The organism is Mycobacterium kyorinense (genome assembly GCF_002101735.1).
GTDB lineage: Bacteria > Actinomycetota > Actinomycetes > Mycobacteriales > Mycobacteriaceae > Mycobacterium > Mycobacterium kyorinense.
The window spans coordinates 17,941-33,088 of the sequence record NZ_LQPE01000141.1; the positions used below are offsets into that span (position 1 = coordinate 17,941).

At 67.7% G+C, this 15,148-nt stretch carries 15 protein-coding genes and 1 pseudogene; 12 read left to right on the forward strand and 4 right to left on the reverse strand.

Annotated features, from left to right (window positions below):
• Positions 1 to 10 precede the first annotated feature (10 nt).
• Together AWC14_RS17845 and AWC14_RS17850 are read right to left on the reverse strand one after the other, a co-directional pair.
• Positions 11 to 856: an aldo/keto reductase gene (locus AWC14_RS17845; RefSeq protein ID WP_142281748.1), complete on the reverse strand. Its 846-nt coding sequence runs from the start codon at positions 854 to 856 to the stop codon at positions 11 to 13.
• Between the two features lie 6 nt (positions 857 to 862).
• Positions 863 to 1,696 (reverse strand): annotated as a pseudogene (locus tag AWC14_RS17850) (aldo/keto reductase).
• Here AWC14_RS17850 and AWC14_RS17855 point away from each other — a divergent pair.
• The 6 genes from AWC14_RS17855 to coaD are packed head-to-tail and all read left to right on the forward strand — an operon-like array spanning position 1,695 to position 8,649.
• Positions 1,695 to 2,780, forward strand: coding sequence for an alpha/beta hydrolase (locus tag AWC14_RS17855; protein WP_045380962.1), 1,086 nt, complete (start codon positions 1,695 to 1,697; stop codon positions 2,778 to 2,780). The pseudogene AWC14_RS17850 and the gene AWC14_RS17855 overlap by 2 nt on opposite strands.
• 40 nt (positions 2,781 to 2,820) lie before the next feature.
• On the forward strand, positions 2,821 to 3,573 hold the full coding sequence (locus AWC14_RS17860) for a DsbA family protein (RefSeq protein WP_045380964.1): 753 nt from the start codon (positions 2,821 to 2,823) through the stop codon (positions 3,571 to 3,573).
• On the forward strand, positions 3,570 to 4,196 hold the full coding sequence (locus AWC14_RS17865) for a vitamin K epoxide reductase family protein (RefSeq protein ID WP_081968204.1): 627 nt from the start codon (positions 3,570 to 3,572) through the stop codon (positions 4,194 to 4,196). The genes AWC14_RS17860 and AWC14_RS17865 overlap by 4 nt, the downstream gene beginning before the upstream one ends.
• Before the next feature lie 12 nt (positions 4,197 to 4,208).
• Entirely contained in the window at positions 4,209 to 7,592 is a 3,384-nt protein-coding gene (locus tag AWC14_RS17870) for a pyruvate carboxylase (RefSeq protein WP_057003461.1), read from the forward strand.
• A complete protein-coding gene (gene rsmD / locus AWC14_RS17875; RefSeq protein WP_045380966.1) occupies positions 7,589 to 8,170 on the forward strand; it encodes a 16S rRNA (guanine(966)-N(2))-methyltransferase RsmD in 582 nt (193 codons plus the stop codon). Before AWC14_RS17870 ends, rsmD begins: the two co-directional genes overlap by 4 nt.
• The gene (coaD, locus tag AWC14_RS17880; protein WP_045380969.1) at positions 8,167 to 8,649 is read left to right on the forward strand and encodes a pantetheine-phosphate adenylyltransferase; all 483 of its coding nucleotides are present in this window, start codon (positions 8,167 to 8,169) and stop codon (positions 8,647 to 8,649) included. The genes rsmD and coaD overlap by 4 nt, the downstream gene beginning before the upstream one ends.
• Before the next feature lie 4 nt (positions 8,650 to 8,653).
• Here the strand turns inward: coaD and AWC14_RS17885 are convergent, their stop codons facing one another.
• Together AWC14_RS17885 and AWC14_RS17890 are read right to left on the reverse strand one after the other, a co-directional pair.
• Complete coding sequence (locus AWC14_RS17885) at positions 8,654 to 10,015, reverse strand: HNH endonuclease signature motif containing protein (protein ID WP_045380972.1); 1,362 nt, start codon at positions 10,013 to 10,015, stop codon at positions 8,654 to 8,656.
• A 150-nt stretch (positions 10,016 to 10,165) separates the two neighbouring features.
• On the reverse strand, positions 10,166 to 11,326 hold the full coding sequence (locus tag AWC14_RS17890) for a permease (protein ID WP_045381079.1): 1,161 nt from the start codon (positions 11,324 to 11,326) through the stop codon (positions 10,166 to 10,168).
• A gap of 172 nt (positions 11,327 to 11,498) precedes the next feature.
• Between AWC14_RS17890 and sepIVA the strand changes: the two genes are divergently transcribed.
• From sepIVA to AWC14_RS17920, 6 genes are all read left to right on the forward strand, one after another.
• Positions 11,499 to 12,236 (forward strand): cell division protein SepIVA, encoded by a 738-nt coding sequence (sepIVA, locus tag AWC14_RS17895; RefSeq protein ID WP_045380975.1) that lies wholly within the window; start codon positions 11,499 to 11,501, stop codon positions 12,234 to 12,236.
• 26 nt (positions 12,237 to 12,262) lie between these two features.
• The gene (locus AWC14_RS17900; protein WP_045380978.1) at positions 12,263 to 12,844 is read left to right on the forward strand and encodes a YceD family protein; all 582 of its coding nucleotides are present in this window, start codon (positions 12,263 to 12,265) and stop codon (positions 12,842 to 12,844) included.
• Positions 12,841 to 13,521 carry a ribonuclease III gene (gene rnc / locus AWC14_RS17905; RefSeq protein ID WP_045380981.1) on the forward strand — a complete coding sequence of 227 codons (681 nt, stop codon included), beginning with the start codon at positions 12,841 to 12,843 and terminating at the stop codon, positions 13,519 to 13,521. The genes AWC14_RS17900 and rnc overlap by 4 nt, the downstream gene beginning before the upstream one ends.
• A complete protein-coding gene (gene mutM / locus AWC14_RS17910) occupies positions 13,522 to 14,373 on the forward strand; it encodes a DNA-formamidopyrimidine glycosylase (RefSeq protein WP_045380984.1) in 852 nt (283 codons plus the stop codon).
• 94 nt (positions 14,374 to 14,467) lie between these two features.
• Positions 14,468 to 14,875, forward strand: a complete 408-nt coding sequence (locus AWC14_RS17915) for an OsmC family protein (protein WP_045380987.1) — start codon at positions 14,468 to 14,470, stop codon at positions 14,873 to 14,875.
• Positions 14,868 to 15,143 (forward strand): acylphosphatase, encoded by a 276-nt coding sequence (locus AWC14_RS17920; RefSeq protein ID WP_045380990.1) that lies wholly within the window; start codon positions 14,868 to 14,870, stop codon positions 15,141 to 15,143. The genes AWC14_RS17915 and AWC14_RS17920 overlap by 8 nt, the downstream gene beginning before the upstream one ends.
• Positions 15,144 to 15,148: the final 5 nt, after the last annotated feature.

Here is a 15,148-nt window from a genome sequence, read left to right on the forward strand (position 1 = left end):
TCGCGCGGGCTCAGATCCCCGTGTAGGTGAGCGGATCCTCGCGCACCCGGGTGCCGTCGTTCAGGCCGTCGAGCGCATCCATGTGCTCGGCGGCCAGTTCGAAATCGAAGACGTCGAAGTTGCTGGCGATGCGCTCGGGCTTACCCGACCGGAACACCACCGCGTTGCCCAGTTGCAGGTTCCAGCGCAGCAACACCTGCGCGGGTGTGCGGCTGTATTCCGCGGCAATGGATGTCACCGTCGGGTTGTCCAGCAGCCGGCCGACGGCCAGCGGGCTGTAGGCCTGGGTGACGACGTTGTGGCTGGCGTTGGCGCCGCGCAGCTCGGCCTGGTTGAGCAGCGGGTGCAGCTCGACCTGGTTGACGGCGGGCGTGACGAAGGTCAGGTCGATGACCGTCGACAGGTGCTCCTCGGTGAAGTTCGCGACGCCGATCGAACGGGCATAGCCGTTTCCGCGCACCTGGATCAAGCCGCCGAAGCTGTTCACGTACTCGCCCAATTGCGGCGCGGGCCAGTGAATCAAATACAGGTCGACGTAGTCCAGGCCGAGCCGCTCCAGGCTTTCCTGGCAGGCCTCCTGCGAGCGGGCGAATCCCTGGTCGGCGTTGGCGAGCTTGGTGGTGACGAACAACTCGGCCCGTGGGATCCCCGACGCGGCGATCGCGCGGCCGACGGCGGCTTCGTTGCCGTAGACCGCGGCGGTGTCGATCAGCCGGCAGCCGGCCTCCAGCGCCGCCGATACCGCGCGTTCGGTCTCGTCGTCGGACAGCTCCGCGACACCGAGGCCGAGCACCGGCATCGTATTCTCGTCATTGAGCGCAATAGCGGGGACGGTGGCGCCCGACTCGCCAGTCAACGTCATTCACCTGCCTGTGAAATTGAAGGTTCGTGGATCCGGACCAAGCCGTGTTCCGTCGTCGAGCGAGGAGATCGACGCCATCTCGTCGTTGCTCAGTTCGAAATCGAACACTTCGAAGTTGCTCGCAATCCGCGCAGGGTTCACCGACTTGGGGATCACGATATTACCTAGCTGGATATGCCACCTAATCAACACCTGGGCAGGTGTCCGGCCGCGGGCGTCGGCGAGCGCGGTGATCGTCGGATGGTCCAGCAGCGAACCCTGGCCGAGCGGGCCCCACGCCTCGGTGGCGATCCCGAGACGTGAGTGGACCTCGCGCAACGCCGACTGGGGCAGCCGCAGATGCAGCTCCACCTGGTTGACCGCCGGCACTATCCCGGTCGCATCGATGAGCGTCTGCAAGTGCTCGGGCTCGAAATTGCTCACCCCGATCGATCGGATGCGGCCCTGGTCGCGCAGATGGGCGAATGCCTTGAACGTGTCGACGAACTTGCCCTGCGCTGGCACCGGCCAATGGATCAGGTAGAGGTCGAGGTAATCGAGGCCCAGCCGGTCCATGCTGGCGTCGAAGGCGCTCAGCGTGCTGTCGTAGCCCTGATCGGCGTTCCACAGCTTGGTCACCAAGTACAGTTCGTCTCTGGGCACGCCGGAATTGGCTACCGCACGCCCGGTCTCGCGTTAGTTACGGTAGGCCGCCGCGGTGTCGATATGCCGGTAACCGGCTTGCAGCGCGGCGCCGACCGCCTGCTCGGTGTCCGCAGGTGGAATCTGGAAAACGCCGAATCCCACGGCGGGGATGGAATTGCCGTCGTTGAGCGTGACTAGGGGAGCAGTCATGACGAAAAGTCTGCCAGGCGTGCCGGGACTGACCAGCCGGTTGCAGAACACCGCCGCCAACGTCGGCATCAAGGTCATTCCGTTCATCCCGACCGGCGCCAAGCGGCTGCTCTCGGGCGGTCGCTCGGTCACCATCGACGGCAACACCCTGGACCTCACGCTGCAACTGATGCTGTCCGGGCTGCAGGTGATGGGCATCGACGGGTTGGTGACCGACGACGACGCGGTCAGCTCGCGCACCCAGATGCGCGAGCTGACCGCGGCGTTTCCGGGCCCGCAGATCCACGTCGCGGTCGGCGATCTGTCGATACCCGGCCCGGCCGGCGACATCGGCGCCCGGCACTACCGGCCGGCCTGTGCCGAGCCGGCGCCGCTGCTGGTCTTCTACCACGGCGGCGGCTGGTGCCTCGGCGACCTGGACACCCACGACCAGCTGTGCCGGCTGGTCTGCCGCGACGCCGACATCCACGTGCTGTCGATCGACTACCGGCTGGCCCCCGAGCACCCGGCCCCGGCCGCGGTCGACGACGCCTACGCGGCGTTCCGGTGGGCGCACGAGCACGCCGGCGAGCTGGGCGCGATCCCCGGTCGGGTGGCGGTGGGCGGCGACAGCGCCGGCGGCAACCTCGCGGCCGTCGTGTCGCTGTTGGCGCGCGACGACGGCGGACCCGGGCCGGTGCTGCAGTGGCTGCTCTATCCGCGTACCGACTTCACCGCGCAGACCCGCTCGCTGTCGTTGTTCGCCAGCGGTTTCCTGCTCACCAAGCACGACATCGACTGGTTCGAGGCCAACTACCTCGGCGGGTCCGGCGTGGACGCCGCGGATCCGCGGGTGTCGCCGCTGCTGGCCGAGACGCTGTCCGGGCTGGCACCCGCGCTGGTCACGGTCGCCGGTTTCGACCCGCTGCGCGACGAGGGTGAGCGGTACGCCACCGCGCTGCGGGCCGCGGGCAACGCCGTCGACCTGCGCTGCCTGGGTTCGTTGACGCACGGCTTCGCCAACCTGTTCCCGCTGGGCGGCGGCAGCGCGACCGCCACCGCCGAGCTGGTCTCGGCGCTGCGCGCCCACCTCAGCCGAGTTTGAGCACATTACGCTAGAAGCGCCATCGACAACCGGAGGACCAGTGGCCAACAAATCGAAACGCCCCGGCTACGACCCGAAGCTGGCGGGCCGTCGACGCGATCGCGCATTCCAGATCGGAATCACCCTGATCGTGGTGGTCTTCGCCGTCGTCGTGATCGGCTACATCCTGATCTCGCACGACAAGAAGAGCGAACACGCCGGACGGGCGGTGCGGGTGACGTCGAGCAAGCTGGTCACCAAGGAGGGCACCAAAGATCCCAAGGCGGTCGTGTCGTTCTACGAAGACTTCCTGTGCCCGGCGTGCGGGAACTTCGAGCGGACATTCGGCCCGACGGTCTCCAGGCTGATCGATTCGGGCGCGATCGCCGCCGACTATTACATGGTCGGCATCCTGAGCAGCCCCCACAACGACGACTATTCAACTCGCGCCGGGGCCGCCGCCTACTGCGTGGCCGACGAAAACCTTGACGCATTCCGCCGGTTCCACACCGCGTTGTTCACCCAGCAGCTCCAGCCCTCCGAGACCGGTTCGAAGTTTCCGGACAACGCCGAGTTGATCGAACGTGCCCGCGAGGCCGGCGTCGTCGGCAAGGTTCCCGACTGCGTCAAGAGCGGCAAGTACATTCCGCTCGTCGAGGGCATGGCGGCGGCCACCAACATTCACGCCACCCCGACGATCCGGATCAACGGCCAGGACTACACCCCGTCGACACCCGATGCGCTGGTCGCCAAGATCAAAGAAATCGTCGGGAACGTGCCGGGCCTCGACACGGCGGCGACGCCGGCGTCGTGACCACCGCGGTGTCCGCGCAACCGGGTGAGCCACTTACGGATTCGCCTCCGGCGCCGGTCGCTGCGCCCAGCGCGTGGTGGGTGCTGATCGCCGGCGTGGCCGGGCTGGTGGCCTCCGCGACGCTGACGGTAGAGAAGATCAACATCTTGCTCAACCCGTCGTACGTGCCGTCGTGCAACATCAACCCGGTGGTGTCGTGCGGCTCGGTGATGACGACCCCGCAGGCCTCGGTGCTGGGTTTTCCGAACTCGCTGATCGGCATTGCCGCATTCACCGTCGTTGTGGTTACCGGGGTGCTCGCCGTCGCGAAAGTTGCTCTGCCGCAGTGGTATTGGGTCGGGCTGGCGATCGGAACACTGGCCGGGGCGGGGTTCGTCCACTGGCTGATCGTCCAGAGCCTGTATCGCATCGGGGCGCTCTGCCCGTATTGCATGGTGGTGTGGGCGGTGACCATACCGCTGCTGGTGGTGGTCGCCGCGATCGCGCTGCGCCCCGTCATCGACGGAAATTCCGTGCTGCGCGGGCTCTACCATTGGCGGTGGTCGATCACCGCACTGTGGTTCACCGCAATCATCCTGATGATCCTGGCGCGGTTCTGGGACTACTGGTCGACACTTCTGTAAAAGGGGCGCGCGATGATCTCCAAAGTGCTGGTTGCCAATCGCGGTGAAATCGCGATCCGCGCCTTCCGCGCCGCCTACGAACTGGGCATCGGCACGGTCGCGATCTACCCGTACGAAGACCGCAACTCGGTGCACCGGCTCAAGGCCGACGAGTCGTATCAGATCGGCGAAGAAGGCCACCCGGTGCGGGCCTACCTGTCGGTCGACGAGATCGTCGAAACTGCTCGCCGCGCAGGCGCCGACGCGATCTACCCCGGTTACGGATTCCTTTCGGAGAACCCGGAATTGGCCGATGCCTGCGCACGAGCAGGCATCACGTTCGTCGGGCCCAGTGCCGCGGTGCTGGAGCTGACCGGAAACAAGTCCCGCGCAATCGCGACCGCCCGCGAAGCCGGCCTGCCCGTGCTGATGTCCTCGGCGCCGTCCGCGTCGGTCGACGAGCTGCTGGCTGCCGCGCAGAACATGCATTTCCCGTTGTTCGTCAAGGCCGTCGCCGGCGGCGGCGGTCGCGGCATGCGCCGCGTCAACGACGCGGCCTTGCTGCCCGAGGCCATCGAGTCCGCCAGCCGCGAAGCAGAATCGGCGTTCGGCGACCCGACGGTCTATCTCGAACAGGCGGTGATCAACCCGCGCCACATCGAGGTGCAGATTCTGGCCGACACGCACGGCAACGTGATCCACCTCTACGAGCGGGACTGCAGTGTGCAGCGCCGCCACCAGAAAGTCATCGAGCTTGCGCCTGCACCGAACCTGGATCCGGTGCTGCGCGAACGGATTTGCGCCGACGCGGTGGCATTCGCCCGCCACATCGGGTACAGCTGCGCCGGCACGGTGGAATTCCTGCTCGACGAGCGCGGACACCACGTGTTCATCGAGATGAATCCGCGCATCCAGGTCGAACACACCGTCACCGAGGAAATCACCGACGTCGACCTGGTGTCCAGCCAGCTGCGCATCGCCGCCGGCGAGACCCTCGACGACCTCGGCTTGCGGCAGGAGACGATCCGCCCGCACGGCGCGGCGTTGCAGTGCCGGATCACCACCGAAGACCCGGCGAACGGCTTCCGGCCCGACACCGGGCGGATCAGCGCCTACCGCAGCCCCGGCGGCGCGGGCATCCGGCTGGACGGCGGCACCAACCTCGGTGCGGAGATCAGCGCGCACTTCGACTCGATGCTGGTGAAGCTGACCTGCCGGGGCCGTGATTTTCCTGCGGCAGTGGCCCGGGCGCGTCGCGCCATCGCGGAGTTCCGGATCCGCGGCGTCTCGACGAATATCCCGTTCCTGCAAGCGGTTCTGGACGACCCGGATTTCCGGGCCGGCCGCATCACCACGTCGTTCATCGACGAGCGTCCGCAACTATTGACCGCACGCTCCTCGGCCGACCGCGGCACCAAGATCCTGAACTACCTGGCCGACGTCACCGTGAACAAGCCGCACGGCTCGCGGCCGTCGGCGGTGTATCCGCACGACAAGCTGCCCGACATCGACCTGGAGGCCGCGCCGCCGCCCGGGTCCAAGCAGCGGTTGGTCGAGTTGGGTCCGGAGGGATTCGCCCGCTGGATGCGGGAATCCGCGGCGGTTCTGGTCACCGAGACTACGTTCCGCGATGCGCACCAGTCGCTGCTGGCCACCCGGATTCGGACCGCCGGACTGCTCAGGGTGGCGCCGTACATCGCGCGGCTCACTCCGCAGCTGCTGTCGATGGAATGCTGGGGCGGGGCGACTTACGATGTGGCACTGCGCTTTCTGAAGGAAGACCCGTGGGAGCGGCTGGCCGCGCTGCGCGAAGCGATGCCCAATATCTGCCTGCAGATGCTGCTGCGGGGCCGCAACACGGTCGGCTACACGCCGTATCCGGAGATCGTGACATCGGCGTTCGTCGAGGAGGCCACGGCCACCGGGATCGATATCTTCCGGATCTTCGATGCGCTCAACAATGTCGAGTCGATGCGCCCGGCGATCGACGCGGTGCGTGAAACAGGTTCTGCCATCGCCGAAGTCGCGATGTGCTACACCGGCGACCTGGCCGATCCGGACGAGAACATCTACACCCTGGATTATTACCTCAAACTCGCCGAGCAGATCGTCGACGCCGGCGCGCACGTGTTGGGCATCAAGGACATGGCCGGGCTGCTGCGGGCCGGCGCCGCGCAGCGCTTGATCAGTGCGCTGCGCAGCCGTTTCGACCTGCCGATCCATGTGCACACCCACGACACCCCGGGCGGGCAGCTGGGCACCTATGTGACGGCCTGGCACGCCGGGGCCGACGCCGTCGACGGGGCCGCGGCACCCTTGGCGGGCACCACCAGCCAGCCCGCGCTGAGTTCGATCGTGGCGGCGGCTGCGCACACCGACTACGACACCGGCCTGTCGCTGTCGGCGGTGTGCGATCTGGAGCCGTACTGGGAGGCGCTGCGAAAGGTGTACGCACCCTTCGAATCTGGATTGCCGGCGCCGACGGGCCGGGTGTACGACCACGAGATCCCCGGCGGCCAGCTGTCGAATCTGCGGCAGCAGGCGATCGCGCTGGGCCTGGGTGACCGCTTCGAGGAGATCGAGGAGAACTACGCGGCCGCCGACCGGCTGCTGGGCCGGCTGGTCAAGGTGACTCCGACGTCGAAGGTGGTGGGCGATCTGGCGCTGGCGTTGGTGGGCGCCGGGATCACCGCTGACGAATTCGCTTCGGATCCATCGCGTTTCGACATTCCCGAATCGGTGCTGGGCTTTTTGCGCGGCGAGCTGGGCGATCCGCCCGGCGGCTGGCCCGAGCCGCTGCGCACCAACGCGCTGGCCGGTCGTGCGCCGGCCAAACCGGCGCCGGAGCTGAGCCCGGAGGACGAGGCGGCGCTGGCGCTGGCCGGGCCCAAGCGGCAAGCCACCTTGAACCGGCTGCTGTTCCCCGGGCCGACAAAGGAATTCGAGGCGCACCGGGAAGCGTACGGCGACACATCGCAGCTGTCGGCCAACCAGTTCTTCTACGGGCTGCGCCAGGGCGAAGAGCACCGGGTGCAGCTGGAGCCCGGCGTGGAGTTGCTGATCGGGCTGGAGGCCATCTCCGAGCCTGACGAGCGCGGCATGCGCACGGTGATGTGCATCATCAACGGTCAGCTGCGACCGGTGGAGGTGCGAGACCGCAGCATTGCCAGCAGCATTCCCGCCGCAGAAAAGGCCGACCGCGCCAACCCCGGCCATATCGCCGCGCCGTTCGCGGGTGTCGTGACCATCGGTGTGGCCGAAGCTGATCGGGTCAGTGCCGGGCAGACCATCGCCACCATCGAGGCCATGAAGATGGAGGCCCCGATCACCGCGCCGGTCGATGCCACCGTCGAGCGGGTGGCGGTGTCGACCACCGCCCAGGTCGAGGGCGGAGATCTGCTGGTGGTGTTGCGCTGACCCGCATCATCGCCGGTGTCGCCGGGGGGCGACGGATCGCGGTGCCACCGCGCGGGACCCGGCCGACCACCGATCGGGTGCGCGAAGCGTTGTTCAACGTGTTGAGTGCCCGGCTGGACCTCAGCGGGATCTCGGTGCTGGATCTCTATGCGGGGTCGGGGGCGCTCGGGTTGGAGGCGTTGTCGCGGGGGGCGGCGTCGGTGTTGTTCGTCGAGTCCGATCGGCAGGCGGCGGCCGTGATCGAGCGCAACATCTCGACGCTGGGTCTGGCCGGGGCGACGCTTCGTCGCGGCGGCGTTTCGGCGGTCCTGGCCGGCGGCACTGCCGCCCCGGTCGACCTGGTGCTGGCCGATCCGCCCTACGACGTCGACGCGGCGGAGATAGCGGCGGTGCTGGGCGCATTGACTGCGCGCGGCTGGACAACACGCGGCACTGTTGCGGTTTTCGAGCGCGCCCTTGCCAGTGCGCCGCTGGCCTGGCCCGACGGCTGGGTCGCGCTACCGTCGCGCCGCTACGGCGACACCCGACTCGAGCTGGCCGAACGGTCCGAAGCGGGCTGCTACCGTCGTGAGCCATGAGCGGCGCGGTATGCCCGGGATCATTCGACCCGGTGACGCTGGGACACGTCGACATCCTCGAGCGGGCGGCCGCGCAGTTCGACGAAGTGGTGGCCGCCGTGCTGGTCAACCCGAACAAGCAGGGCATGTTCAGCGTCGAGGAGCGCATCGCGATGATCGAGGAGTCAACCACCCACCTGCCCAATCTGCGGGTCGAGTCCGGCTCCGGTTTGGTGGTGGACTTCGTCCGGTCCCGCGGCCTGACCGCGATCGTCAAGGGCCTGCGCACCGGCACCGACTTCGAATACGAGTTGCAGATGGCGCAGATGAACAAGCACATCGCCGGTGTGGACACGTTTTTCGTGGCGACCACGCCGCGGTATTCGTTCGTGTCGTCGTCACTGGCCAAGGAGGTCGCCTCGATGGGCGGCGACGTCTCCGAGCTGCTACCCGAACCGGTGAACCGCCGCCTGGCCGAAAAGCTTTCGCGCGGAGCGTAATTCGCTACGGCCCGTCGTCGTCTCCGTCGCGGAGGATCTTCTCCGGGTGGAAGTAGGTGTTCGTTCTGGGTTGACCGTGGTCGAGGTGTGGCGGTGGTATCCATTCGGTGTCGCCGTTTTTGAGCTTGCGGGTGGTCCAGCCTCGGTCGGCGAGTTTGTGGTGCGGACCGCAGGCCAGAGTGAGGTCGACGATGTCTGTCTTGTGACATTGGGCCCAGGCGGTGACGTGGTGGACTTCGGTGAGATAGCCGGGCATATCGCAATTGGGAAACGAGCACCCGCGGTCCTTGGCGTGTAGCACAATTCGTTGACCGGGTGAGGCAATGCGTTTGGTGTGATAGAGCCCGATTGCGTGGCCTTTGTCGAAGATGGCCAGGTAGTGGTGGGCGTGGCTTGCCATGCGGATGACGTCGCTCATCGGTAGCAGGGTGCCGCCGGCGGTGAGCGCTGTGCCGCATTTGGCTTCCAGGTCGGCGAGGTTGGCGCTGACGATGATCGACGCCGGTAACCCGTTGTGCTGGCCCAGGTCGCCGGAGGCCAACAGGGCGCGCCCGGCGGCGACCAGGGCGTCGTGGTTGCGCTGGCCGGCCGAGCGGGTGTCGTTGTCGATGGCCTGCTGCGACGGGGTACCGGCCAGGCAGGGGGTGAGGTCGTCGGGGTTGCACATGCCGGGGGCGGCCAGTTTGGCCAGCACCGCGTCGAGGGTGGCGCGGGCTTGGGGGGTCAGATAGCCGCTGATGGCGCTCATGCCGTCGGGGCCTTGCTTGCTAAGGATGAGGGTGCGCCGGTGGGCCCGCTCGTCGTCGGTGTAATCGCCGTCGGGGTTTAGGCAGTCGGTGAGCCGGGCGGCCAGCTTGGCCAGGTCGTCGGGGCGGTGCTCGCCGGCCAGCCCGGCCAGATGCGCCTCGGCGTGCTCGCGGGTCTCGGCGTCAACAAAGCCCGGCAGGTGCGCAAAGAAGCTGCGGATCACCGCCACGTGACCCGCGCCGATCTGGCCGGCGCGTTGGGCGGCGGCGGTGGCGGGCAATACCGGCTCCAATGGTTCGCCGGTGATGGCGCGGCGCTCCCCGAGGTTTTCGGCGTCGTGGATGCGCCGGGAGGCTTCGGCGGGGGTGATGCGCAGCCGGTCGGCCAGCGCGAAGCGCAGCGTGCCGCCCAGCTCGGTGTCGTTGGCCTGCGCACCGAGTTGGTTGATCAGTGGGTGTTCGACGGCGGGCAGCTGGCGGCGCAGGGTTTCGCAGCACTCGAGCATGGTCAGGCATTCCGGGGTGGTCAGCGCGTCGAAGGACAGGTCCAGCGCGCGTTTCATGGCAGCCTTGAGGGCGTCGAAGACCTCGACGGTGTCCTCCCGGCTACTCGAATGCATGTTCGAATGGTATCAGAGCGGCCGGACAAGCGCCACTGGAATGCCGAAGTAAAACCAAAGTGACACAAGTGATTACAGTGATTTCGGGCGATGGTCCTCCGGCGCGTGCCCCGACACGGCCAATATCCGTTTTGTGGTACCCAGCAACTACTAGTGGTGTCCGTGCTCAGCGTCAGGCGACCCGCCCATCATCCGCAGCATCGGCACGCCGCCGGTGAGGACAAATCGTGCCACCAGAACCGCCGCCAGAGCCAAGAACACGATGTTCAGCCACGTGGTGTAGTTCCACGAGATTCCGGCATGCATCACCGTCGCGACACGCTGAGTCGGAATGAGATGCGTTGTGCCGAAAAGTAATTCGACGAAGTATCCGGCCACCACCATCGCGGCGTAGAAGGTGGCCAGCAGCGTCAGCATCATCCGGAAGCCGTAATACTTTCGGTAGATATTCAGAATCGGCAGGATCAGCAGGTCGGCGAAGATGAACGCGATGACGCCGCCGAAGCTGATGCCCCCGTTCCACAGCACCGCCGCCAACGGCACATTGCCGATCGAGCAGACGAACGACGCGATCGCCACCAGCGGTCCGACGATCGGCCCCCACAGCGCAGACAGCATCGGATTCTGTGCGAAAAAGAAGTGCTGCCAGAATGTTTCGGGTACCCAGGCGGCGATGGCGCCGGCGATCAACAAGCCGAGGACCAGGTCGCGAAGGATCGCCGCCCATTCCATGACAAAGACGTGCGAGACAGCGGTAAACCCTTGCGGGGACAGCAGCCGTCGCCAAAACGAGCCTTCGCCCTGCACCGACATGTCCATGGCTGCATGGCCTTCCATCGAACCGGCGATACCGCGTTCGGCCTGCCGGCGGGCGGCGTCGATCACTCGCGACCGGACGAACAGCCGGAACAACAGGGCCAGCGTCACGATCATCACGGGCCCGCCGATGAACTCTGCCACCATGAACCGCCAACCCATCAGCAGCGCCAGGATGATGCCGAGCTCCACCACCAGATTGGTCGAGGCGATTTCGAAGGCCATGGCGGCGGTGAAGTTGGCGCCCTTGCGGAATAGGGAACGGGCCAACGCCACCGCGGCGTAGGAGCACGACGACGACGCGGCGCCCAACCCCGCCGCCACGGCCAGCGTGCGCGGCCGGTCGTCACCGAGCAGCGCAGCGATCGTCGAGCGTCGCACCAGGGACTGGACCACCGCCGACAGCGCGAAACCCAGGATCAGTGCCCACAGAATTTCCCACGCCATCGAGCCGGCCATGCCGAGGGCGCGAAGTACGGCATCCACCCGTCTCATTGTGGGGCCGCGCTTGGCGCGGGTTGTGCCGGCCGACATAATGACGCCCAAGTGTGCAGGTGAGCGGCGCTGCTCAGGCCCGCCAATATTCGACACACCGGGCCCGGCAACGCAGTCACAGACGCAACACCAGGCACACTGGTAACAACAACGATGCCGGGAGGGTGTTGCGGTGTACCGAGTTTTCGAAGCGCTCGACGAGCTGGGCGCGATTGTCGAAGAAGCCCGTGGCGTGCCGATGACGGCGGGCTGTGTGGTGCCGCGCGGCGACGTGCTGGAGCTGATCGACGACATCAAGGACGCGATCCCCGGCGAACTCGACGACGCGCAGGACGTGCTCGACGCGCGCGACTCGCTGCTGCACGACGCCAAGACACACGCCGACTCCATGGTGTCCTCGGCCACCACCGAGTCGGAGTCGATGATCAACCACGCCCGCTCGGAGGCGGACCGGATCCTGGCCGACGCCAAGGCGCAGGCCGACCGGATGGTCGCCGAGGCGCGCCAACACAGCGAGCGGATGGTTTCCGAGGCGCGCGACGAAGCGGTTCGCATCGCGGCCGCGGCAAAGCGCGAGTACGAGGCCACCACCGGACGCGCCAAGGCGGAATGCGACCGGCTGGTCGAAGAGGGCAACATCTCGTATGAGAAAGCCGTGCAAGAGGGCATCAAGGAGCAGCAGCGCCTGGTGTCGCAGACCGAGGTGGTGGCTTCCGCCAACGCCGAGGCCACCCGGCTCATCGACGCGGCGCACGCCGAAGCGGACCGGCTGCGCGGCGAATGCGACATCTACGTCGACAGCAAACTGGCCGAATTCGAAGAATTCCTCAACGGCACGCTGCGGTCGGTCAACCGCGGCCGCCACCAGCTGCGGACCGCGGCCGGCATCCACGACTACGCACAGCGTTAGCGTGAGCCGCCCGTAGGATTGCGGGCATGCCCAGGCAGCACAGTTCGACGGCCCAGCGGCATCCGACTTCGCCGCTGGCGATCAACATCTCGCGACTGGGACGCCGCCCCGGAGCCATGTTTTCGGTCCACGACACCGTGGCAAGCCCGTCCCGCATCGGGCTGGACCTGATCGCGATCGAGCGCGGCGCCCCCTTGGAGATGGACCTGCGCGTCGAGTCGGTGTCCGAAGGCGTGCTGGTGAGCGGAACGCTGGACGCGCCGACCACCGGTGAATGCGTCCGCTGCCTGACCGCGGTCGCCGGGCATGTGCAGGTCGTGCTGACCGAACTGTTCGCCTACCCCGACAGCGCCACCGACGTGACCACCAAGGAAGACGAGGTTGGCCGCGTCGTCGACGACATCGTCGACCTCGAGCAGCCGGTCATCGACGCCGTCGGGCTGGAACTGCCGCTGTCCCCGGTGTGCCGGGCCGACTGCCCTGGGCTGTGCCCCACTTGCGGGGTGCCGCTGGCCACCGCCGAACCCGGCCATCACCACGACCAGATCGACCCGCGCTGGGCCAAGCTGGCCGCGATGCTGCCGCCGGACGACGAGGCGCAGCCGTGAACGAGCTGCTCGAGGCGCTCGGGGTAGACCTGCCCGAAGACCTGCTCACCCTGGCGCTGACCCACCGCAGCTATGCCTACGAGCACGGCGGGCTGCCCACCAACGAGCGCCTGGAGTTCCTCGGCGACGCCGTGCTCGGCCTGACGGTCACCGACGAGCTGTTCCGCCGCCACCCCGACCGCTCAGAGGGGGATCTGGCCAAGTTGCGCGCCAGCGTGGTCAACACCCAGGCCCTAGCCGACGTCGCGCGGGGGCTGACCGACCACGGGCTCGGTGCCCACCTGCTGCTGGGCCGCGGGGAGGCCAACACCGGCGGCGCCGACAAGTCGAGCATTCTGGCCGACGGGATGGAATCCCTGCTGGGCGCGATCTACCTCCACCACGGCATCGAGACCGCCCGCCAGGTGATCCTGCGGCTGTTCGGTGGGCTGCTGGACGCGGCGCCGAACCTGGGCGCCGGCCTGGACTGGAAGACCAGCCTGCAGGAGCTGACCGCCTCGCGCGGCCTGGGCGCACCGTCCTACCAGGTCACCTCGACCGGCCCGGACCACGACAAGGAATTCACCGCCGTCGTCATCGTGATGAACACCGAATACGGCTCCGGTGTGGGCCGAACCAAGAAGGAAGCCGAACAAAAGGCGGCGGCCGCGGCGTGGACCGCGCTGGACAGCGCCTAGATGCCTGAACTGCCCGAAGTCGAGGTAGTGCGGCGCGGGTTGGCCGACCATGTGGTCGACAAGACCATCGCCGCGGTCCGGGTGCACCATCCGCGGGCGGTGCGCCGCCACGAGGCCGGCCCGGCCGACTTGACGGCGCGGCTGCTCGGCGCGCGAATCACCGGCACCGACCGGCGCGGCAAGTATCTCTGGCTCACGCTCGACGACGGCGACACCGCGCTCGTCGTGCACCTGGGCATGAGCGGGCAGATGCTGATCGGCGCCGTCCCCAACACAGGTCACCTGCGGATTGCCGCGGTGCTCGACGACGGGACCGCGCTGAGCTTTGTCGACCAGCGGACGTTCGGCGGCTGGCTGCTCGCCGACTTGGTGACCGTCGACGGCAGTGTGGTGCCTGCGCCGGTGGCGCATCTGGCGCGCGACCCGCTCGACCCGCGCTTCGACGTCGATGCTGTGGTTAAGGTGTTGCGGCGCAAGCATTCTGAGATCAAACGTCAACTGCTGGACCAGACGGTCGTGTCGGGGATCGGCAACATCTACGCCGACGAGGCGCTGTGGCGGGCCAAGGTGAACGGCGCGCGCCTCGCCGACACATTGACCCGCCCGAAACTGACCGCGGTGCTGGCGGCGGCCGCCGACGTGATGCGCGACGCGCTGGAGCAGGGCGGTACGTCGTTCGATTCGCTGTACGTCAATATCAACGGGCAGTCCGGCTACTTCGACCGGTCGCTGGACGCCTACGGCCGCGACGGCCAACCCTGCCGGCGGTGTGGCGCGGTGATCCGCCGCGAGAAGTTCATGAACCGCTCGTCGTACTACTGCCCGAGATGCCAACCGCGACCGCGCCGCTGAGGCACGAGGGTGCGCAAACCCGGGAATCCGGCCGGCGTGTAGGCCGGGGACGCGCACGCTCGCGCCGGAAGGGGTGACCGGTAGAAAAGAGGCCATGACGCAACTGTGGGTGGAACGTACCGGTCCGAGGCGCTACACCGGGCACAGCTCGCGCGGCGCGCAGGTCCTCGTCGGCTCGGAGGACGTCGACGGTGTGTTCACCCCCGGCGAGCTGCTCAAGATCGCGCTGGCGGCCTGCAGCGGGATGGCCAGCGACGAGCCGCTGGCCCGCCGGCTCGGTGACGACTACAAGGCGGTGGTCCGGGTCTCCGGCGCGGCCGACCGCGAGCAGGAGCGCTATCCCCTGCTGGAGGAGACCCTCGAGCTGGACCTGTCCGGGCTGGGCGACGCCGAGAAGGCGCGCGTGCTGACCGTCGTGCAGCGCGCCGTCGACCAGGTCTGCACCGTCGGGCGCACCCTCAAGTCCGGCACCACGGTCAACTTCGAGATCGCCGATGCCTGACGTCCGGCTCACCGCCTGGGTGCACGGCCGGGTGCAGGGCGTCGGCTTCCGCTGGTGGACGCGCAGCCGGGCGCTGGAACTGGGGTTGACCGGCTACGCCGCCAACCGGCCCGACGGGCGGGTGCAGGTTGTCGCGCAGGGCTCACGTGACGCCTGTGAACAGCTGTTGCAGTTGTTGCAGAGCGGCAAAACACCAGGCCAGGTCGACAAAGTCGTCGCCGACTGGTCGCCGCGCGGCGAACCCATCAACGGGTTCACTGAAAGGTAGTCTGC

Coding starts and splice junctions, on each gene's coding strand:
- AWC14_RS17855 (WP_045380962.1), top strand. CDS start 1,695: ATGACGAAAAGTCTGCCAGGCGTGCCGGGACTGACCAGCCGGTTGCAG.
- AWC14_RS17870 (WP_057003461.1), top strand. CDS start 4,209: ATGATCTCCAAAGTGCTGGTTGCCAATCGCGGTGAAATCGCGATCCGC.
- mutM (WP_045380984.1), top strand. CDS start 13,522: ATGCCTGAACTGCCCGAAGTCGAGGTAGTGCGGCGCGGGTTGGCCGAC.
- AWC14_RS17900 (WP_045380978.1), top strand. CDS start 12,263: ATGCCCAGGCAGCACAGTTCGACGGCCCAGCGGCATCCGACTTCGCCG.
- AWC14_RS17915 (WP_045380987.1), top strand. CDS start 14,468: ATGACGCAACTGTGGGTGGAACGTACCGGTCCGAGGCGCTACACCGGG.
- coaD (WP_045380969.1), top strand. CDS start 8,167: ATGAGCGGCGCGGTATGCCCGGGATCATTCGACCCGGTGACGCTGGGA.
- AWC14_RS17890 (WP_045381079.1), bottom strand. CDS start 11,326: ATGAGACGGGTGGATGCCGTACTTCGCGCCCTCGGCATGGCCGGCTCG.
- AWC14_RS17885 (WP_045380972.1), bottom strand. CDS start 10,015: ATGCATTCGAGTAGCCGGGAGGACACCGTCGAGGTCTTCGACGCCCTC.
- AWC14_RS17920 (WP_045380990.1), top strand. CDS start 14,868: ATGCCTGACGTCCGGCTCACCGCCTGGGTGCACGGCCGGGTGCAGGGC.